Origin of the sequence: Clostridium oryzae (assembly GCF_002029235.1) — a bacterium.
GTDB classification, from domain to species: domain Bacteria; phylum Bacillota; class Clostridia; order Clostridiales; family Clostridiaceae; genus Clostridium_AE; species Clostridium_AE oryzae.
The window spans coordinates 1-22,592 of sequence record NZ_MZGV01000047.1; the positions used below are offsets into that span (position 1 = coordinate 1).

General features: G+C 33.4%; 15 protein-coding genes and 1 other annotated feature (1 of these 16 running past the window's edge). Of the genes, 12 read left to right on the plus strand and 3 right to left on the minus strand.

The genetic code is table 11. The features are described 5' to 3' along the window. Positions 1-385: 385 nt before the first annotated feature. The gene (locus CLORY_RS16765; protein ID WP_079426611.1) at positions 386-2,710 is read right to left on the minus strand and encodes a helix-turn-helix domain-containing protein; all 2,325 of its coding nucleotides are present in this window, start codon (positions 2,708-2,710) and stop codon (positions 386-388) included. A gap of 333 nt (positions 2,711-3,043) precedes the next feature. Between CLORY_RS16765 and CLORY_RS16770 the strand changes: the two genes are divergently transcribed. The 7 genes from CLORY_RS16770 (at position 3,044) to CLORY_RS16800 (ending at position 13,378) form a co-directional block, all read left to right on the plus strand. Then, positions 3,044-3,991: an ABC transporter permease gene (locus tag CLORY_RS16770; RefSeq protein ID WP_242954443.1), complete on the plus strand. Its 948-nt coding sequence runs from the start codon at positions 3,044-3,046 to the stop codon at positions 3,989-3,991. Positions 3,992-4,001: 10 nt separating this feature from the next. Continuing rightward, positions 4,002-4,877, plus strand: coding sequence for a carbohydrate ABC transporter permease (locus CLORY_RS16775; protein WP_079426613.1), 876 nt, complete (start codon positions 4,002-4,004; stop codon positions 4,875-4,877). 66 nt (positions 4,878-4,943) lie between these two features. Next, positions 4,944-6,572: an ABC transporter substrate-binding protein gene (locus CLORY_RS16780; protein ID WP_079426616.1), complete on the plus strand. Its 1,629-nt coding sequence runs from the start codon at positions 4,944-4,946 to the stop codon at positions 6,570-6,572. 220 nt (positions 6,573-6,792) lie between these two features. Beyond that, positions 6,793-8,874, plus strand: a complete 2,082-nt coding sequence (locus CLORY_RS16785) for an alpha-glucuronidase family glycosyl hydrolase (protein WP_079426618.1) — start codon at positions 6,793-6,795, stop codon at positions 8,872-8,874. A 378-nt stretch (positions 8,875-9,252) separates the two neighbouring features. Then, on the plus strand, positions 9,253-12,681 hold the full coding sequence (locus tag CLORY_RS16790) for a glycoside hydrolase family 2 TIM barrel-domain containing protein (protein WP_079426621.1): 3,429 nt from the start codon (positions 9,253-9,255) through the stop codon (positions 12,679-12,681). A gap of 12 nt (positions 12,682-12,693) precedes the next feature. Beyond that, positions 12,694-13,149 (plus strand): glycoside hydrolase, encoded by a 456-nt coding sequence (locus tag CLORY_RS16795; RefSeq protein WP_079426623.1) that lies wholly within the window; start codon positions 12,694-12,696, stop codon positions 13,147-13,149. Positions 13,150-13,159: 10 nt separating this feature from the next. Beyond that, positions 13,160-13,378, plus strand: coding sequence for a glycoside hydrolase family 30 beta sandwich domain-containing protein (locus CLORY_RS16800; RefSeq protein ID WP_079426626.1), 219 nt, complete (start codon positions 13,160-13,162; stop codon positions 13,376-13,378). Positions 13,379-13,460: 82 nt separating this feature from the next. Here the strand turns inward: CLORY_RS16800 and CLORY_RS16805 are convergent, their stop codons facing one another. Then, positions 13,461-14,489, minus strand: coding sequence for a threonine aldolase family protein (locus tag CLORY_RS16805; protein ID WP_079426628.1), 1,029 nt, complete (start codon positions 14,487-14,489; stop codon positions 13,461-13,463). A gap of 346 nt (positions 14,490-14,835) precedes the next feature. Here CLORY_RS16805 and CLORY_RS16810 point away from each other — a divergent pair, with 346 nt between their 5' ends. The 5 genes from CLORY_RS16810 to CLORY_RS16830 all read left to right on the plus strand — a co-directional run bounded on the left by CLORY_RS16810 (position 14,836) and on the right by CLORY_RS16830 (position 20,500). Continuing rightward, positions 14,836-16,452: a phage baseplate protein gene (locus tag CLORY_RS16810; RefSeq protein WP_079426630.1), complete on the plus strand. Its 1,617-nt coding sequence runs from the start codon at positions 14,836-14,838 to the stop codon at positions 16,450-16,452. Between the two features lie 211 nt (positions 16,453-16,663). After that, entirely contained in the window at positions 16,664-16,867 is a 204-nt protein-coding gene (locus CLORY_RS16815) for a hypothetical protein (RefSeq protein ID WP_242954444.1), read from the plus strand. Positions 16,868-17,113: 246 nt separating this feature from the next. Beyond that, on the plus strand, positions 17,114-18,262 hold the full coding sequence (locus CLORY_RS16820) for a glycerate kinase family protein (RefSeq protein ID WP_079426632.1): 1,149 nt from the start codon (positions 17,114-17,116) through the stop codon (positions 18,260-18,262). Positions 18,263-18,384: 122 nt separating this feature from the next. Beyond that, on the plus strand, positions 18,385-19,287 hold the full coding sequence (locus CLORY_RS16825) for a DMT family transporter (protein ID WP_079426634.1): 903 nt from the start codon (positions 18,385-18,387) through the stop codon (positions 19,285-19,287). A 259-nt stretch (positions 19,288-19,546) separates the two neighbouring features. Further along, entirely contained in the window at positions 19,547-20,500 is a 954-nt protein-coding gene (locus CLORY_RS16830) for a polysaccharide deacetylase family protein (protein WP_079426636.1), read from the plus strand. Between the two features lie 57 nt (positions 20,501-20,557). Here the strand turns inward: CLORY_RS16830 and argS are convergent, their stop codons facing one another. Beyond that, the gene (argS, locus tag CLORY_RS16835) at positions 20,558-22,321 is read right to left on the minus strand and encodes an arginine--tRNA ligase (protein ID WP_079426637.1); all 1,764 of its coding nucleotides are present in this window, start codon (positions 22,319-22,321) and stop codon (positions 20,558-20,560) included. Between the two features lie 98 nt (positions 22,322-22,419). Beyond that, positions 22,420-22,592 (minus strand) — a binding site (T-box leader) (it continues 36 nt past the right edge of the window).

Genomic DNA, 22,592 nt, shown 5'->3' on the forward strand with positions numbered 1-22,592 from the left:
AGAAAAAGCCCCTGTCTAAGAATATGAAATAAAATACAAAGCTTGGAACTAGCCTAAATAGGCCAGTCTAGCTTAGTGTTGCCTAAAATAGAAAGAGTGCTATTATTTAATTTTCGTAGGAATTTATAGAATTTTGCCAATTGTGGATAACTTTTAACTGTGTATGAATAAATTGTATGTGTTGTTAAAAGGATGCAATTATATAATATACGAAGTAATATGAAGATAGCTCTTAAGAAAATAATAAAAAATAAATAAACAAGAAAAATAATTTGGGAGAAGTAATATAGAAAATAATACTTTGTAAATGCATATAGTCGGCATAGGGTAGGAAGTGATTGGAGGAGGCATTTTACAGCCGACGGAAATCACTTCCTACCCTTTTTTATAGGTTATTTTCTCTGTATTGAGTTGGGCTTATTCCTTCATACTTTTTGAATAATCTAAAGAAGGTGCTGTGGGTTGTAAAGCCAACCTTCTCACCAATTTTTGTGATGCTTAAGTTAGTTTTGAGTAAAAGATTCTTTGATTTTGAAATTCTTATTGAAGTTAAATATTCATGAAAGCCCATGCCTACAGTTTCTTTAAAAAGTCTGGAAAGGTATTTATCAGAGGTATTAAACTCTTCGGCCAGTTTTTCTAAATATAAATCTTGATGGAAGTTTTCTTTAATATATTCTGTAATTTGCAGAATATCAACCTTACTGCTTGCCTTCTGTACAGATAAAATTCTATTAGCTATCAAGAAAATATAATTATTCACATCCTTAGTGGTCATAAACCCTAGGTTTGATGGCAGATCGATATAATCAGCTCCCATGAAATCTACTATATACTGATCTTTTTCAGCCAATACTCTAATCATTGTATCGTAGATGCTGGAATAAAATTTCTTTATACAATGTTCAGAAGGGGTATTTTTATAATTCTTTTCAATGAGTAGATTTAAAAATGCCAAGGCTTCATCTTTATAGTTTCCCATTAAAAAATTAAATAGCTTATTTTCATCACTTATTGAATATTGGGAGATATAAGATGCGGTTTCTCCAGTATATACATTGATTTTATTATTACTTAAAGGGGAAAGGGCTGCTAAAGCTTTACGAGCTTCATTATAGGATTGATGCATACCTATAAAATCTGAATAGATTCTTCCGATTCCCACAGATATAGATAATAAATCATTGTCGTAATTAAACAAATCAAGAATATTTTTCATGGATGAAGTTATATTATCAATATGTTCTTCCTTTGGAAGATTAATAAGAAGACATAGTTGATTTTTATTCATATTTAATACATAAGTAGGAAAATCATCTAAGGCTATTCTAGAAAATATTTTTGACAGCCCCTTTACAACAAGGGTATATTCATCCTTACTATAAGAATTATAGTATTTGTCAGAAAAATTCATTTCTATAAGACTTACGCAAAAATCTGGATACTTAAAATTGATTTGACTGCTGTAAATAAAGTTCTTCACGTCCTCATCTAAAAGAGCATCACTGCTAGTCAATATTCTAATTAAGTACTGCTCAGAAGCTAGAGGCATAATTGCAGATAAATCCTTCCTTAAATTCGTTTCATTGGTTAATATATTTCTGATTCTACTGTTTAAATATTCTACTTCATTTTTGCTTGCTTCCATTGGATCAGCATTATTGCTGAGAATACTAACAAGATTATCTATAGGTCTATATATTTTTTTGCTCATAAGGTATGCAGTCAGTACTGACAGCATAACTCCAACAAGAATAATAGTATATGAAAGTCTTTTAATTCTCAAAGATCTCTCATAGAAATCGTTATAGGGAATAAAAGCAGTATAGATAAAATTGCTGAATTTTGAAAGCTTCGAGGAATAGTTTATTACTAAAGTTTTGTTTCCATTTATATCATACTCAAAAAAATTTTTCTTTGACAACTTGTCCAAGAAAGTCTTGTTTTTAGTTATTTTTTCATTAATGTTTGAATCAGATGAAGAGTAAATAGTTCCTGTATTATCAATAATTGCCATTGTACCGCTAGGCAAAAATTTATATTTTTCTAGCATAGAATTAATCTCTTCTTCACTTAAGTTTATAACAAATAAGTTACTAGACTTAAAGCCTGCCAAGTTAGAGGTAACAAAGGGGATGACTTTACGTTTATTCATAGTATCCAAAGTTGTATCTGTAAGAATGCTTGGCTTTAAAACATTATAAAAAGTGGTACTCACTTTTAAATTCATCCAGAAGTCGCTATTATACTTCTTATATATATAATATTTTTTGAAAAAATCATCAGCATTGTAAGTTCCAGAAGAATTAAGAATTTCATTGCTATCTTTATGGACAAGATAAACACTGTCTATTAAGTTCTTCGTGGCCTTGAATTTAATTAAGGTATTAGTCATGGAACTTATTTTGGGACCGTCTGATGCTGTTAGTTTTTTTTCGGAATAGAAGATGTTATATAAATCTGAATTAGAGGATAAAAGTATAGTGGTATTTTGCAATTCGATTAATGAATTATCCATTGTACTAGCAACAGTGGATAAAGTATTTAAATAATTAGATTCTAATTCTTTCTGGAATAAATCTTTATAGTACTTGTAGACTCCAAAAGCGGAAAGCGAAACTATAATAATCGGAATCAAGAAGTATAAAAAGATTGATCGTAAAAAACTTTTTTTATTGACATCGTTTTCTATGTGGCCTAATTTGAACATATCTATTTCACTCCCATTCCTTTCTTATAGATAAATACGACATATCGTTTTATATAAGTGCACAATAATTATACCTTATGATAAGAGCATGTTCAATATAAAATAATACGTTTACATATCTCGATATTCTACCTGTGTTGCAATAATCGCAGTATTAGAAAAGGAATATCATTGCAAAAAAGCAATTGGTTCTATATTTCTAAAAAGTAGAATTATGCATTGAAATGTTGAAATTGATTGTATATTTTTATGATGAAATTGTTTACTATGGTTACATCAGCAAGTTGATAATAATTTATAAACACATGCTAATATGGAAGGAGGCACATTTAAGTGGAGAATAGTATTAGTACACAAAAATCTTTAATGAGTAAATTGAAAAGAGACCTTACTATTATTAGAAAGGATTGGCAATTATATAGTCTCTTAGTATTACCACTTATATATTATGTAATTTTTAAGTACGGTCCAATGATAGGTAACGTTATAGCGTTTAGAAAATTTGTCCCTGGTGGACCTGCCCTTGGAACAGAATGGGTTGGTATGAAGTATTTTAATATGTTTATACATGATGCCACATTTTGGCATGTATTTAAAAATACTTTAGTTTTGAGTGGTTTATCCCTAGTGATAGGCTTTCCAATACCAATAATATTTGCTTTATTATTGAATGAATTAAAAAGCAATAAGTTTAAAAGGGTTGTGCAAACGGCATCTTATTTACCATATTTTCTATCAACCGTAATTGTTGCAGGTTTGATAATGCAAATACTCTCACCTTCAAATGGTGTAATAAATATGATTATTAAAGCGTTAACAGGTAAAACCATAGATTTTCTTGGTGAGGCAAAATGGTTTAGTACAGTATATGTAGGGTCAGGAGTATGGCAAGGCATGGGCTGGGGAGCTATATTATATCTGGCAGCATTGTCAGGGATTAATATGGAATTATATGAAGCAGCTAGAATTGATGGTGCTAATAGATGGAAACAAACAATTCATATAACTATTCCAGGAATAATGCCAACTATTGTCACTCTATTGATATTAAATATCGGAGGTTTATTAAATGTTGGATTTGAGAAGATTTTACTTCTTTACAGTCCATTAACATATTCCACTGCAGATGTAATATCTACTTATTTATATAGATTGGGTTTGCAATCTAACAGTTTTAGTTATGCAACAGCTATAGGACTGTTTGAGGCGATTATCGGTCTTATATTAGTGGGAACTGCTAATTTTGTTTCAAGAAAATTAACTGAGAATAGTCTGTGGTAGGAGGGATAATGTGATTAAGAAATCAAAATCTTATAGGTTATTTCAAAGCTTTAATATATTATTTATGCTGTTAGTAATTGCTGTTACGCTTTATCCATTTATATATGTAGTAGCTCAGTCGTTTAGCAGTGAGCATTATATCAATGCAGGAAAGGTATTTTTTCTTCCTAAAGGATTAAACATAGATACCTATAAGGAAGTAATGAAACAACAAGATTTTTGGATAAACTATAAAAATACAGTTATATATACTGTAGTTGCTACTGCTATTTCAATGTTTATGACAACTATATTTGCTTATGCACTGTCAAAAAAGCGTCTTAAAGCAAGAGGATTTTTTCTTGCTATAGTGGTATTTACAATGTTTTTCAATGGAGGATTGATACCTAACTATCTTCTTGTTAAATACTTGGGAATGAGAAATACTATATGGTCTGTAGTTATTCCTGGAGCGATTAGTACTTGGAATCTATTGATTATGAAAAGCTTTTTTGAGTCTATGCCTAATGAATTGGAAGAGGCAGCTTCAGTGGATGGATTAAATACTTATGGGATACTTATTAGAATAATTCTTCCGCTATCCTTACCTATATTAACAACGATAACATTATTCTATGCTGTAGGAAACTGGAATAGCTGGTTTGGAGCTTTTCTGTACATGGATAAAAAAGATATGTTTCCAGTACAGCTTTACTTAAGAAATATAATTGCAGGAGCATCAGCTACTTCTGTTAATCAAGGTACGGATACAGATGCGCAGCAGCAGGTAGCCGCCAATATTAAATCTGTATCAATAGTTTTAACTGTACTACCAATAATATGTATTTATCCGTTTATTCAAAAGTATTTTGTTACAGGAGTTATGATTGGATCCGTAAAGGGTTAACAGCTAGGTATTAATTTGAAACACAGTTTCAATTAGTATAAAAATATAAATTTAGGGGGAACATTTATGAAAAAAAAGTTAAAGCTGTTTGCAGTAACTGTATTAGCACTAAGCTTGACTGCAGGATTATTGACTGGCTGCAGTAAAAAAGAGAAAGCTAAATCTTCTGCAGATTTAGGTACACCAACATTAAAGGCAGGTGAAACCTTTCATGCAAAAAAACCAATTACAATCACAATGCTGTATAATGATAATCCTGCATATCCATTAAAAAAGGATTGGCTGTTATGGGATGAGATTAAAAAGAGGACTAATGTTACAATAAAGCTTACTACTGTCCCACTAAGTGATTATGAGCAAAAGAGAAGCCTGCTAATAAGTACAGGTGATGCTCCACTCATCATACCTAAGACATATCCAGGATCAGAGACAGCTTACATACCATCTGGTGCAATTTTGCCAGTTAGCGATTATCTAAAATATATGCCTAATTTCGAAGAAAAAGTTGAAAAATGGAATATGGATAGCGATTTAAAGAGTATAAAGCAGGCTAATGGTAAATTTTATGTGCTGCCTGGTCTTCATGAAAAGGCAAAATATGATTATTCATTTGCTATAAGAAAAGATATGCTCGATAAAGCAGGTTTAAAGGTTCCTAATTCTTGGGATGAGATATATAGTGTATTAAAGGTTATTAAAGCTAAATACCCTAATATATATCCGTACTCAGATAGATGGAAGACAGATGCAACCACGAATTTTGCTGCTCCTACCTTCGGTGTTTCAGCTGGTTGGGGTGCTGGTACCGGTATAAATTATGATGCAACTGGTGACAAGTTCTTCTTTGGACCTACTACAAATGATTATAAGAGCTTTGTAACTTATTTTAATAAGCTAATTAAAGACGGGTTAATGGATCCTGAAAGCTTCACTCAGAGTGATGATCAGGCAAAACAGAAATTTGTAAATGGTAAATCCTTTATGATAGGTTCAAACACTCAGGAAACCTTAGTACTACAGCAGACAATGGAAAAGAACTTAGGAAAAGGCAAATTTGAAATATTGCACATGAGAAATCCTGAAGGCCCTAAGGGTGATGTGGTTTCTGCTAGCAGGCTTGAGAATGGTGTAATCATATCTTCAAAAGCTAAGGATAATCCGAACTTTAAAGAAATTATGGAATTTGTTGATTGGCTTTGGTACAGTGACGAAGGTCAGGAACTTACTAAATGGGGTGTTGAAGGAAAAACTTATAATAAATCCAGTGACGGAGTAAGAACTTTGGCAAAGGGAATAAACTTTAACAATTTAAGTAAGAATCCTTCTTCAAATGATAAGGATTTAAGAAAAGATTTTGGATTTAGCGGCGGCGTTTTCTCTTATGGTGGATCATATGAATTAGAGGATTCAATGAGAAATGATCTAGAAAAAACTTTCCAGAAATCTATGGCTGACAAAAAAGTTCTTCCAACTGCACCTCCTATTCTTTATGATGAAGATGAGAGAGAACAGGCTAATATGAAGGATACGCCTTTAATGGATTACGTTAAGGCACAGACACTTAAATTCATGCTGGGATCAGAATCATTAAGCAATTGGGATAAATATGTTGCCCAGTGTAAAGCTAAAGGCTCTGAAGATTTAACTAAACAGGCTAATGACATATATAGGAAGACGAAAGACAAATTGAAATAAGAAAGAAATGTAAAAATGAAAATCGGATAGCTTTTTGGCTATCCGATTTTAAATTAAGAAGAATGTTTGTCTATTTTTAGCTAAGATATTTATACAAAAAAATTGTAATAGTATTTTACAAATTCAATAATATAATTCATGTTGTGCATAATGGCGGTATGATATCATAAGCGATATAAAACAACTAATCAATTTAATATATATGAAAGGAAACAAGTTTATGTTAGAAAAACAATTAATAGAAAGTAATAATGGAGTTTACAACTGCTGGTTAAATTACGCTAAGTGTTTAAATCCTAAATTAGTTGATCAATATAAAAAGATATGTAGCTGCTTAGTGGTTAATAATAATAACACTGTAAAACATACAGCTGTAGAAGAATTAAAGCTAGCATTAAAGATGATTATTGGAATAGAGCCGTTAGTTTCTAATGAAATTCCAAATTCATCATATCTATTTGTAGGAACTTTAGAGGATGCTAGGGCATTTCAATTAGAAACAAAAATTACTGAAAAATATGCTGATGGAAGTTATGAGGTAAAAGCTGCTGATAATGAGCAGAATACTGCATTACAGATCATAGGCAAGGATGGAACTGGAGTTCTTTATGGCATATTTTATTTGATTAGGAATCTTAGAATAGGAAAGGAAATTTCACAGTCACAAATAGTAGATATTCCTAGAAATAAGCTTAGAATGATTAATCATTGGGATAACGCAAGCGGTGATATTGAAAGAGGATATGCTGGGCAATCTTTCTTTTACAGCAATGATGAGATTATTAAGAATTTTTCAAGAATTAAGGATTATGCAAGATTGTTAGGATCTATAGGAATTAATGGAGTAGTTATAAATAATGTTAATGTGCATAATATCGAAACAAAATTTATTACAAAAGAATATTTACCGGATATAGCACGTTTTGCTGATGTTTTTAGAAATTATGGAATAAAACTTTATCTCAGCATAAATTATGCTTCACCTATTGAACTTGGAGGACTAAAAACTGCTGATCCGCTCGATGAAGCAGTTAAACAGTGGTGGAAGAAAACTGCTGACTTAATATATGACTACATACCGGATTTTGGAGGATTTCTTGTTAAAGCAGATTCAGAGGGCAGGCCAGGTCCATTTACCTATGAAAGGAACCATGCACAAGGAGCAAATGTTCTTGCAGAAGCATTAAAGCCGCATGGCGGAATAGTAATATGGAGATGTTTTGTATATAATTGTCATCTTGATTGGAGAGACAGGTCTTTGGATAGGGCTAAAGCAGCCTATGATAATTTTAAGCCATTAGATGGTGAGTTTATGGATAATGTAATTCTTCAGGTAAAGAATGGACCAATGGATTTCCAGATAAGAGAAGCAGTTTCTCCGCTTTTTGGAGCTATGGAAAAGACGAATATGATTTTGGAATTTCAGGCCGCTCAGGAATATACGGGACAACAGAAACACGTATGCTATCTTTTACCTATGTGGAAAGAGGTGCTTAACTTTGATACCCATGCGAAAGGAGAAGGCTCTTATGTAAGTAAAGTAGTAGACGGAAGCTTGTTTAACAGCAGGTACAGTGGCATCGTTGCCGTATCAAATCTTGGTGACAGCAAGTGTTGGACTGGGCATCCGCTTGCTCAGGCAAATTTGTACGGTATTGGAAGAATAGCTTGGAACCCTGAATTGAGTTCAGAGGAAATAGCGAAAGAATGGGTTAAATTAACTTATGGCTGTGATGAAGGTATAGTACAAACTGTAGTCTCCATATTAATGGAATCCAGAGAAGTTTATGAGAAATATACAAGCCCACTTGGAATAGGCTGGATGGTTAATCCCAATTACCACTATGGTCCAAGCGTTGAGGGCTATGAATATTCTCGCTGGGGAACGTACCACTATGCGGATTGGAAGGGAATAGGAGTAGACAGAACTGTTTCTACAGGAACAGGTTATACAGCTCAGTATCATGAAGCAGTTGCAAGCATGTATGAAAATATAGAAACTTGTCCAGAGGCGCTTTTATTATTCTTTCATCATGTACCATATAAGTATCAGCTTAAGACTGGAAAAACTTTGATTCAGCATATATACGATACTCACTTTGAAGGTGTAGAAAAAGTAGAAGAGTTTATAGAGAAATGGATGTCTTTGAAGGGCAAAATAAATGAAGAAGCTTTTGGACTTGTATGCGACAGACTTAGGATTCAGCTTAAGGATTCAAAAGAGTGGAGAGATCAGGTAAATACGTACTTCTATAGAAGAACTGGAATTAAAGATATAAAAGGAAGAAAGATATACGAGTAGAAATGATGGTTAATAATTAAATTGCGTACTAAATGCTCTAGACGGAATAGTTAAGAAAAAGTGCATTAAATAGGTATGAGAGAAAAGAGAAAAGAGAAGGTTAAAATTCAGCCGGGCTGAATTTTGATTGTATAGATAATGCTAATTATTTTAATAATATTTTTAGAAGGTTAGGTACTATCTTAGTTTTTAGAAAGTTATCTGCTGATTATGAGATTTAAATTCTTAGAAATTCCGCACAGCAGAATTTCTTCCTTTACTTTTCTCTCTACTCTCTTCTCTTACATATTTAGAGCATACACTAACTATTAAATATTATCTTCATTTAATTCAATTTCTTTGTTCGTAATTTATTTAAATAGGAAGGAGAAAATGAACATGAATAAAAAAGTACTTTTCAATGATGGCTGGGAATTTGCTAAAAGCAGCTTAGAGGTTACAGATAGCAGTTCTCTGACCTTTGAACAAGTAGATATACCGCATGATTGGCTTATATATAATTCCTTAGATCTTTATGAAAATAGTATTGGCTGGTACCGTAAACAATTTATATATAATAAGCAGGAAAAACAGATCCTTTTATATTTTGAAGGAGTGTATATGGATTCTTCCCTTTATGTGAATGGAAGATTTATAGGAGAATGGAAATATGGCTACTCATCTTTTGAGTATGACATAACAGAGGCATTGCTGGAAGGGAAAAATGAAATTCTTGTAAAAGTTGTTTATCAAAGTCCTAACAGCAGATGGTACTCCGGCGCTGGCATATATCGTAATGTATGGCTAAAGACGAGAGATAAGAACCACATTGTAACTGATGGAATATATGTATCTATTAATCAAAAAGATAATGGATGGCAAGTAGAAGTAGACTCAGAACTAAGCATTTATGAAGAGGCAGAAATAACTCATACTATCACATACAAGGATGAGATAATAGCCTTTGCTTCAGAGAGAGTACACCAAGAGAAGGTAGCAAATAGGCATAACCTTCAGAAATTATTTGTAAAAAATCCTATGCTATGGAGTACTGAAAAACCAAATTTATATAAGCTCATCACAGATTTATATGTTATTGATGAAAATGAAAGCAAGTTTAAAATTGAGTCTGTAACTCAGAATATAGGCTTTAGAGAAATTATACTTGATCCCAATGAGGGCCTTAAATTAAATGGCAAGAGACTAAAAATAAATGGTGTTTGTGAGCATCATGATCTAGGAGCGTTAGGATCAGCTTTTAATAAAGCTGCACTTAAAAGAAGATTTAAACTATTGAAGGAAATGGGGGTGAATGCTATAAGAACTTCTCACAATATGCCTGCTCCAGAGCTTATGGAATTAGCAGATGAGATGGGAATGCTTATTGATTCTGAAGCCTTTGATATGTGGGAAAGATCAAAAACTCCTTATGATTACGGAAGATTTTTTAATGAATGGGCACATAGTGACGTTAAAAGCTGGATAATGAGAGATAGAAATCATCCAAGCCTTTTGATGTGGAGTATTGGAAACGAAATATATGATACTCATGCTGGGGAAAGAGGACAACAAATAACAAGAATACTTATGGACTACGTAAGAGAATTTGATCCAAAGGAAAATGCAAAGATAACTATAGGATCAAATTATATGCCCTGGGAGAATGCTCAAAAATGTGCTGATATTGTCAAGGTGGCTGGATATAACTATGCCGAGAAGTATTATCAGAAGCATCATGAGGAGCATCCAGACTGGATTATCTATGGCAGTGAGACTTCTTCTATAGTACAAAGCAGGGGAATCTACCATTTTCCTTTTGAGAAATCTATTCTTGCAGATGATGATGAGCAGTGTTCTGCTCTTGGTAACAGTACAACCAGTTGGGGAGCAAAGTCAGCAGAGGCATGTATCCTGGCTGAAAGGGATACTCATTTCTCATTAGGACAATTTCTGTGGACAGGCTTTGATTATATAGGAGAACCTACCCCTTATCATACTAAAAACTCCTACTTTGGACAGATTGATACTGCTACATTCAAGAAAGATTCTTATTATATATATCAGGCGGAGTGGACAGATTACAAGAGTAAACCGATGGTGCATATTTTTCCTTATTGGGATTTTAATAAAGGACAGACAATAGATGTAAGAGTATGCTCTAATGCACCTAAGATTGAACTGCAGTTTAATGGAAAAACAGTAGGAACATATGATATTGACCATGAACACGGAATTCAGCTGGTTGGATGTTGGAAGATACCTTATGAGGAGGGGGAACTAAAGGCCATAGCCTATGATAAATCAGGTAGAATTATTGCCGAAGATATAAAAAGATCCTTTGGGGATGCAAAGAAAATTAAGCTAAATCCAGATAAGGAAATTATTGCAGCAGACGGTACAGATTTGATATTTGTTGAGATAACTATGGAAGATGAAAAGGGAAATGCAGTCGAAAATGCAAACAATAGGGTAAATGTTAATGTTACAGGAGCTGGCCGTTTGCTTGGACTTGATAATGGAGACAGCACAGATTATGACCAATATAAAGGTTTAAGCAGAAGGTTATTCAGTGGTAAGCTAATGGCTATCATAGGTTCTACCTTAGAGCTTGGAATAATCAGACTTGAAGTGTCATCAGAAGGCTTAGATAGTAAGAGCATAGAATTTGAAGCGCTTCCAGCAGCGGATAAAGAACTTACAGGAATTTCTGCAAATATGGAAAATAAAGCTATGCTATGTGTTATGGGAAACATTGATGAAATACCGCTGCGTAAAATTGAAATTATCAGTAATTCAGGACAGACCTTTGACGAGACAAGAAAAGATATAATAGTAACAGCACAACTATATCCTGAAAATACTTCTTTCAAAGAGGTGGAGTGGAGTGTAGTAAATGATGTAGGAATACCATCTAATATAGCTAAAGTAGAAGCTAATGGACTTGAGGCTAAGGTAACTGCTTTCGGAGATGGAGAGTTCAGAATAAGATGTACAAGTAAGAATGGAACTCATAAGACTAAGCTTATATCTGAGCTTGAATTAAGGGCAATTGGACTTGGTTTAGCTTATAAAGATCCTTATGGATTTATATCTGCAGGCCTTTATGATTACAGTAAAGGTGAAGTTACAAATGGAAATGAAAGAGGAGTGGCTACTAGTAGAGATGGTGAAACTCAGGTGGGTTTTCATGGAATAGACTTTGGAAACTATGGATCTGATACGATAACTATACCAATTTTCGCATTATCTGATGAAGAGTACCCTATAGAAATCTGGAAAGGCATGCCAGAGGAAGAAGGAAGTGAGCTTCTGGCTAATGTGATTTATCAAAAAGAATCCAAGTGGAATGTGTATCAGGAGCAAACCTACAAACTTCCAAAGAAGCTTAAAGGAATTACTTCTGTGTGTTTTGTACTACGTCAGAAGGTGCACATTAAAGGATTTACTTTTGAAAAGATTAACAGGACCTTTGAAAAAAATTATGCGTCAGAATGTGACAGCATATACGGTGATACTTATACAAAAACTGAAAAAAACGTTGAAGGAATTGGAAATAATGTATCTTTAGTATTTGAAGATATGGATTTTACAAAGGAAGGAGTATCGAAACTTGTGATTTGTGGAAAATCACCTATCGATAAAAACACCATTCATGTTAGATTCGCTAACGCTGAAGGAGAGAGTAATCAAATGGTGGAATTCACAAAAACAGATGCATATGAAGAAAGAATATTTAATATAAACAAAATAACGGGGATGCAAAAGGTTACGTTTATATTTCTGCCTGGAAGTAATTTTGATTTTAGCTGGTTCCGTTTTGAACGATAAGGAGGAAATAAAGTGTCGAAGATTAAAGGCTTTAAGACAAGCATAGAAAAAATCGGCTTCCATTCTGTGAAGGAAATAGAATTCACAGATAGGGATAAAGAAATTGGATTTTATGAGATGAAGAACTTCTCCATAGATAGAGATAGGAATTTATTAATTCCATATATAAAAGAAAGTTTAAAAATTAATCCAAAGCTTAAGATCTGGAGCTGCCCATGGAGTCCTCCTTATTGGATGAAGACATCTGACGAAATGTGTGGAGGTGGTGAGCTAATAGATACTCCAGAAAATTTAAGAGCATATGCCAAATACCTAGTAAAATATATTCAAGCATATAAAAGTGAGGGAATAGATATTTGCGGTTTCTGTGTACAAAACGAAACAGATGTTGTGAATGTTTATCCAACTTCAACGATGACTGCTGAAATGATGCAGAAATTTATTAGAGCATACCTTATTCAATCCTGAGTTCTATGTTATGAAGCATTTTAGTCATTCGGTTAGGCCTGGGGCTAAGAGAATAGAGACTGAAGGGGATTACGATGACAGCTTTATTGCTTTTAAAAATTCTGATGAAAGCATAGCATGCCTTATCAGTAATTTTCGTACTGAAAGAAAAGAAGTAAGGTTGAAGGTTGGAGAAAATGGCTTTAACATAAAACTTGATGGCAGCAGCATATACTCATTTATAATTTAAAGATAAATGAAAAAAGGGCTTTAAGCCCTTTTTCTAATATCAATATTTTATGTTTTAGTTCAATGTGATGGATTAATGATTGTTATACGGTAAGCTTCTTTAAAGCTTTGATGAAGTCAAGCACAGCGTCTTCTTTAGTAGCCCAAGAGGTTACAAGGCGTATACAGGAATTTTTATCGTCGACTTTTTCACATCTATTGAATGAATAATTCTCTTCAAGCTCATCAATAATTTTATTTGGGAAAATAGGGAAAAGCTGATTTGATGGGGAATTGCTTGAAAATTTATATCCAAGCTCAGTTATATTTTTCTTAAGTATATTAGCCATTTTATTTGCATGTGCTGCAAGCTCAAAGTAAAGGTCATCTTTGAAAAGTTCAAAAAATTGTATTCCTAAAAGCCATCCTTTTGCCAACATAGCGCCCTTCTGTTTTATATGGAACCTAAAGTCTTCTTTTAAAGAATCATTGCAGATCACTAATGCTTCACCAAATAGAGCTCCATTCTTTGTCCCTCCAATATAAAACGCATCTGTGAGTTCTGCAAGGTCTGAAAGCTGAAGATCATTTTCAGAAGAGCATAGTGCAGAACCTAATCTAGCTCCATCTAAAAATAGAATTAAGTTTTTTTCTCTGCAGAAACGGCTTAAACTTTTTAGTTCAGTTTTTGTGTATATTGATCCGATCTCTGTTGAATCTGATATATAAACAAGCTTTGGCTTTACCATATGTTCGTCAGTGTGAGCCTGAAGAACAGAGTTAATAAGCTCAGCAGTAAGTTTTCCATCGGTAGTGTGCACAGAAATTGCTTTATGACCAGTGGCTTCGATGGCACCAGTTTCGTGAACTAAAATATGACCAGTATCTGCTGCTATAGCTGCTTCATGTGGACGTAGAAAAGCTGATATTGCAATCAGATTAGTTTGAGTGCCTCCTACTAAAAAATGAATATCTATATTATCATGTCCTATTTTCTTTTTTAAAGTATCCATAGCCTTAGCACAATAGATATCTTGTCCATAACCTATATTTTGCTGAAGATTCGACTCTGATAGAGCTGCTAATATCCTTGGGTGAGTTCCTTCGCTATAATCATTGGTGAAGCTATACATTTACAATTCCTCCTAAAACTAATATTACGTTAAATACAAAAATAAGTTTACCATAATTTAATGTCATAGTACAAAAATTTTGCAGCTATATAGAAATTGATATCTTTTGAGTGGTATTTTGATCTATATTACATATGTGAACTTTAGTAAGGGAAAAACGTATAAGTTATATATAAAATAAGTGATAAAGAATTAGCGTGAAAACAGTTGTTAACTTATGTTAATTGTACTTTAATTATTTTGTGAAAAGTTATATGACATTTTGGAAAACATATTAATTACTATAGCAAAGCTAAATGTTTTTTCGCAGAAGGATTAAAATTATAGTAAAGTTGGAGGTATCAAGATGGATAAGGAAGAACAACGTATAGAAATTGATAAGAAGAAATATGACAGATTTAAGAGCTTGCAGAACTATATGAATCCTATAGAATTTGGAGCCGACTCATCTGGAAAGCATGAAGCTCGCACTACAGAAGCATTTAAGAAGGCTGTCAATACTGGCAAGAATCTATATATAAGCAATGGAATATATAAATTAAACCAATATATTTTAGTGCCATATAATCAAAAGGTTGTTGTTGAGAGAAACGTGATTTTTCAAGGGAAATACACGATTTTATATGTGAAAGATTACATAGATATTACTAAAATAGTTCCAAGATATTATTCAACTCTAAAGCCGCAGGGAAAGGGCTGCGGTAATGTGCTTCAGGGAATAGCAATAGATAGCAGAGGCTTTTTATATACAACTCAAGATGAGGCCGCAAGTAATGACAATGTGCTAATAAATAAACTTACCTTAACAGGACAGTCTTTAGCTAATTATACTGTTACAGATTGTGGGCATGGCAGTCACATAGCTTTGGAGGAAGATGGAGATGAAGTTTACTTATGGACTGATTGTTATCCAGGTGATAATCCCCATAGGTATGGTGATAGATTAGCTAGGATAAATATGAAAGATATGACAATGCAGGAGTATGATGTACTTCCTGAAAAATATCATACAATTCTTCCCACAATGGACGACGAAAATGATCTTATTGCTTGTTTTGCTTTGAATTATGATAATGGCAGCTGTAGGGTATTCTTCTACAGAAGAGCAGATATTATATCGGGAGATAGAACTGTGCAATTCTCTTTTGAATTTGCTGATGCCCAAAAGGCTGAACACCAGGATATGCAAGGACTGGCTGTTGCAGATAATGTTGTGTATGTTATGACTGGTGATAATAATCCTAATTATGACAAGTGGCTCTATATGTATGATTTTTTAGGAAACGTGATAGGATATACTAAAATTACGGCAGGAAAGAGTTTTTATGTTCAGGATGGTATTAAAAAATCAGGTATACATTACGAACCTGAGGGAATGTTTTTTTATAAAAATCCAGTCACCAAAAGTAAATCACTAATTTTTAGTATCGTAACTGGTGATGCTTACAACTCTAAGACAAATCCTAAAGGAAGAATAAAAAGGCTATATAGTTTCAGCAATGAGGAAGACTTTAGATTTAAGGTACCAATAATTGAGAATCCAATTGAAAGAACATATGATGAAAACTTAAATTTGATTCCACAGCTTCAACCTAGGATATTATGTACGCAAATAAGGTATAATGGGAGTATTTGGACTACAATTCCAGATAACAGCGGGCATCCAACACTTATGATAACCAGCATAGAAAGCATAGTTCAGGACAATGATAATAAATTTATTACGCTTAATTTGGATAGGTACTATAAATCTGCATTATTTATGTGTGCAACGGCAGGAGATATGCTGGCGGAACTTGGGTATACGGCTACCATCTATTTTTACGGAGGAGGGAATGCCAGCAAAAGTCAGACTATTAAAATCCGTAAGTATGATGGAACATTAATTGCACCCAATGATCCATCTATCCCAATAAATTCTGCAATAAATATTTTTATGATAATGGCAGATGTCATAGAGTAAAAAAGAATGGTGAGAGATCTCCGTCGGCTAAAAAATGCCTCCTCCTATCTCTCACCATTATGCTAACTCTATGTATTTAGAGAATATTATTTTCTGTATTGCTGCTTTCATATTTTTTCTTAATAATTTGAAAAGTAATATTTTTTCTGCAGCTTCTTTTTATGACTTCGTATAATTCATGAAGTGTAAATATTTAAAGGTGGAAATAAGAATGGGTGGGAAAAATTTAAATTTAAGTATTAAACATCCCAGTAAAGATATTATGAGAGAATTGATAAAAGATCAATGGACTAAGGATTCGATTTTTGCGGCAATTATTGATTCTAAGGGGAATATAGTATCTAAAGGTAAAACAACAATAGGGGATGAACATATTCTTACAGCAATTGATGAAATAAAAGATTATTTTAAATAAGTATATAATAAGTAAGAAGATACAATATTATTAAATGTGAATTAAGGGAAGCAAAAATGGCTTCCCTTAAAAATATACCTTCATATTTAAAGTGCTTTATGATAATTTAAGAGTGGATATACTGTATATGTTCTTGAAAAAAATACTTGTTAAATTAGTGAATCATAAGTTTTGATTATTTAATAATTCTTTAGATTATGAAGAAGACTCATATATAATACAAAATGAAGTTAGGAGAAAATAGCAATGAAAAAAATTACTAATATAGTGCTGGCGCCAGATTCTTTTAAGGAAAGTATGACATCAAAAGAGGTTTGCAGTGCTATGGAGAAAGGCATTAAAAAGGTTAGAGGTGATATTAACTGCATTCATGTTCCTATGGCTGATGGTGGTGAGGGCACTATGAATGCCCTTGTAGACGCTACCGGGGGTAGTATTCATTCAATGAAGGTGATTGGTCCGCTTGAAAATCAAATTACGGCTCAATACGGAATACTAGGTGATAATGAAATTGCTGTTATTGAGATGGCAAGCGCTAGTGGGATACAGCTTGTGCCTAAAGATGATAGAAATCCGCTCATAACTACTACATATGGCACCGGGCAGCTTATTAAAGCTTGCTTAGATAAAAAGGTAAAAAAGCTGCTTATAGGCATAGGTGGGAGTGCAACAAATGACGGCGGAGCAGGAGCTATATCAGCTTTAGGAGGGAAATTCCTAAACGCATACGGGGAAGAAATAGGCTTTGGTGGAGCTGGACTCAGCAAGCTTCACAGTATAGATTTGAGCAAATTAGATTTTAGATTAAAGGACGTAGAAATAGAAGTAGCTTGTGATGTTACTAATCCTTTGTGCGGAGAAAACGGTGCTTCAAGGGTTTTTGGACCTCAAAAAGGAGCTACAGAAAGCATGATAGAAATTTTGGAAGAGAATTTAAAACACTATGGGGATTTAATTAATAATCAATTCGGGAAAGATATTCTCAATTTGCCTGGTGCTGGGGCAGCAGGAGGATTAGGTGCTGCACTTGTTGCTTTTTTAAATGCTAAGCTAAAAAAAGGTGTAGATACTGTTGTTCAGTATTCAGGATTAGAAAATAAAGTCAAAACAGCTGATATGGTGTGGACAGGAGAGGGAAGTATAGATTATCAAACCGAATTTGGAAAGACACCATTGGGGGTTGCAGAGATAGCTAAAAAGTATAATAAACCTGTGATTGCGTTAGCTGGTAAAGTAGGTGACGATATAGATAGATTGTATGAACATGGTATTGACGCTATATTCAGCATTATGCCAGGAGCTAGTGCTATTGATGAAGCATTAAAAAATGGAAAGCATAATATGGAAAATACAGCTGAAAACATTATGCGGTTACTTAACGCTATTGAAAAATAGTTAACCTGTTAGATTTAACTATGGTGATAATTTTATCGTATGAAATCTATTAATTGACAGAGCTAAGTACAATAAAATATAATAAATTGTTAATACAATTAATGATCAGACGGAGGAGTAGAATGAATAGGAACCATAGAATGCTTCCATACATAGCAGCATGTATAACCTCCACTATATTTGGATTAAGCTTTCTTTTCTCAAAAATGGCATTGAGAGTAGCAGGTCCATTATCGCTAGTGGCGTTAAGATTCTTGTTAGCATTTATTATAATGACTTTACTGGTTATTTTTAAAGTAATAAAAGTAGATTATAGAAACAAGCCGATAGGACAGCTAATATTACTTGGACTTTCAGAACCAGTAGTATATTTTATTTTTGAAACCTATGGAATAAAGAATGCGTCATCCTCAATGGCTGGACTTATGTTATCGTTAATCCCAATAGCAGTTACTATTTTGGAAATTTATTTTTTGAAGGAAATTCCTTCAACTAAGAGTGTTTTATTCATAGTTCTTTCTGTAAGCGGGGTTGCTCTTATAGGAGTAATGAGCAGTACAAGTGGACAAGAAAACTCGCCTTTAGGAATATTACTTTTGCTAGGAGCAATTATATCTGCAGGGTTTTATAGCATAATTTCAAGAAAGACATCGGTACATTTCAAACCTGTAGAAACTACATATTTTATGATGGCTATGGCAGCAGTTTGTTTTAATATAATGGCAGCAGTAGATTTGTTTTTAAAGGGAAAAATTAATGAATATTTTCAACCTCTGAAGAGCAGTACTTTCATTATCTCTATATTATACCTTGGAATTATTTCATCTATTTTGGCTTACTTTTTGAGTAATTTTACATTATCAAAGATACAGGCGTCAAAATCTGCAGTATTTGCTAATTTATCAACTATAGTTTCTGTAGTTGCAGGAGTATTAATATTGAAAGAGAGTTTTCATATATATCATCTTATAGGTGCAGTAATGATACTTACTGGAGTATGGGGTGCAAATAAGTTTAATAGTTAAGAAATGAGAAAACCCAATTTCTTTTAACTGAAAACAAAAAATAGCAATAAATCTTACAATATTACAAAATTATTTCCGTTTAATATCGTATATTAGTATAGACATATGTATTAAAAATGGCATTTAAGTCAGCAAATAGCAATATTAACGATAAGCTATAGAAGTATAACAGTGTATGCTAAATTTTTACAAGTGCTACTAGATAGATGTCGCTTTTTAATTATATGCTTGAGAATAAGCGGTAAGAGGAGATAGTGCTTTGATAGATCAACAGGATATTATTACGAGAAGAATGAGAAGAATAAACCAAAGGAAAAAAGCTATTATAAGACGAAGAAGAATAGTGATGTTTAGTATAGTAATTACTATTTCAGCAATTTGTATTATACCCTATTATAGTGGGCAGCGAAAATCGGTTAGCAGGGGAACAATAGAGGTTACAGTTAAAAATAAACAAAGTAATAGCAATAAGAACGTTAAGGATATTATTTCAAAATTTGTGCAGCAGCGCTTATATAAAAATAATACTAAAATTCATAAAAATAGTTTTGATGCTGGAAAAGTACAAGATTATTTATCAAAGAATATAAAGATAAAAAATAACAGAAAAATTGCATTTTTGACTTTTGATGATGGACCATCAACTACTGTTACTCCAAGGGTTCTTAATACATTAAAAAAGAATAATGTAAAAGCAACATTTTTCATAATTGGAAAGCAGGTACAGGAATCGCAGAGGACTCAAAAACTGCTTCGAGATATATATAATCAAGGACATGCTATAGGCAATCATACATACACGCATGATTATTCTAGGCTTTATCCTAATCAAGTAGTTAACCCACGTGTATTTATGAAGGAAATAGAAAGAACCAACATAGTATTAGGAAAAACACTGGGAAAAAATTTTGCAACTCGTGTAATCAGGTTGCCTGGAGGACATGGATCATGGAAGGGTACAGGAAAATTGGACAAGCAGTTTGCTAATAAAGATTATAAATACATAGATTGGAATTCACTCGTAGGGGATGCCGAACGCGGGAGAAGAACAAAACAGCAACTCATTTATAGATATAAACAGACCTTTAGAGGACAGAAGAAACTTATTTTGTTAATGCATGATACGTATGGAAAAGAAAGCACTGCTCAAGCTCTTCAATATATAATTACAGATTTAAAGAAAAAGGGTTATAAGTTTATGGTATTAACATAATATGGAGTGATTGGTGGAGGCATTTTCCAGTCGACGGAAAACACTTCCTACCAATTTTTACATTCTTTCTGGTGATTCTATGCCTAAAAGATTTAAGCCTGTATCAAGTATTCCTAGAGTAAGCTTTAATAAAGCAATCCAAGAAGCTTTTTTATTTAAATCTTCTTCAGACAAGATTTTATTTTCATGGTAGAACCTGTTGAAAAGATTTGATAAATCATATAGATATTCACATATCTTATTTGGTGCCTTGTCTTCGTAGCTGCCTTCTATGGCTTCACCAAATTTAACAAGTTTAAGCATTAAATCTCTTTCTACATTGTTTGTTGGAGTAAGTATAGAATTTGATGCATTTACTCCATCTTCAGCAGCTTTTTTCAATATGGATTTAATCCTTACAACTGTATACAGAAGATATGGACCAGTATTACCTTCAAAGGAAGAAAATCTATCAAGGTCAAATACATAATCCTTAGTGACTGCATTGGAAAGATCTCCGTATTTTAGAGCAGCAGTACCAATTATACGAGCAATTTCTTCTGTTTCTTCTTCTGAGAAGTCTCTGTCATCCTTAAGCTTGCCTTTAGCATTATCCTTAATAAGCTGAATCAAATCATGAAGCTTCATGACGCCGCCTTCTCTTGTTTTAAAGGGTTTTCCGTCTTTTCCATTCATGGTTCCAAAGCCTATAAACTGAAGCTTAAGCTTTTCATCTGCTATATTTGTTTTCTTAGCACATCTGAATACCTGTTCAAAGTGAAGTCCCTGTCTCTTGTCAACCACGTAGATTATTTCATCAGGATTATAATCTTTAATTCTTTGAACGATAGTTGCAAGGTCTGTTGTACCGTACAAAACAGCACCATCTGATTTCAGAAGTATTATCGGCGGAATTTCGTAGGTATCATCTTCTTTAGCTACATCTACTACCAAAGCACCTTCACTTTTATGAGTATAGTTGTTTTCATTAAGATACTTAAGCATATCTGGAATATACTCTTCAGCGTCGCTTTCGCCCTTCCAAAGGTCAAATTCAACATTAAGAGCACCATAGTTCTTTTTAAGATCAGCAGTAGAAACACTTAAAATATGCTTCCATATTGCAATATAACCAGGTTTACCCTTCTGAAGTTCAAAAGTTGCTTTTTTGGCAGCTTCCATGGCAGCTTCATCGCTCTTGGCTAGCTTGCTGGCAGCAGGGTATATTTCAGAAAGTTCATCTATTGTAAAGGGAGGTTCCTTAGGATATTCACCGCTGAAGTTATCATCGAAATACGGAAGCTCTGGTTTACGTCTGTAAAGCTCAGATATAACCATACCGATTTGAAGTCCCCAATCGCCAAGGTGAACATCACCAATTACGGTATGTCCAAGATATTTGCAAATTCTCTTTATGCTTTCACCGATAATAGCAGATCTCAAATGTCCAACGTGCAGAGGTTTTGCTACATTGGCTCCTCCAAAGTCTATTATTATGGTTTTTGGATTTTCTGCAGCTTTTAGTCCAAACTTTTCTTCAGACTTCATAGAGTTAAGATACTGAGTTAAAAATGTATCCTTTACAATGAAATTAATAAAACCAGGACCTGCAGTAAACACCTTTTCAAAAACGTCGCTGTTTTCTAATTTCTCAACTACATCTTTAGCAATCATAAATGGAGCCTTTTTATAAGCTTTAGCAGCTGGAAGAGCGCCATTACATTGAAACTGACATAAGTCAGGACGATCAGACAGACTCATTTTCCCATAAATTCCATCATAGCCTGAAGCTTCAAAAGCATCTTCTACTATTTTGGTTAATTCGTCTAGAAATTTTTCCATAGTTTTTCCTCCTTAAAATATTGATAACTAAAATTTGATCATATTGAAAATTGTAAATACATGATTTCCAATATACAAATAAAAAGCCCTGTCTCTATATAAGAGACGGGCTGAATCCGCGGTACCACTCAAATTGATTGAAAATCCACTCAAAACCTTAACGGGGTCAGCGGCTTACCCTTACAATCTATGCTCAGGCAGCTTCTCAGAGTCCCTTTTCATCAATATAGCTCCTTGCAGGACTTTCACTCTGTTCCTGCTCGCTGTCAGA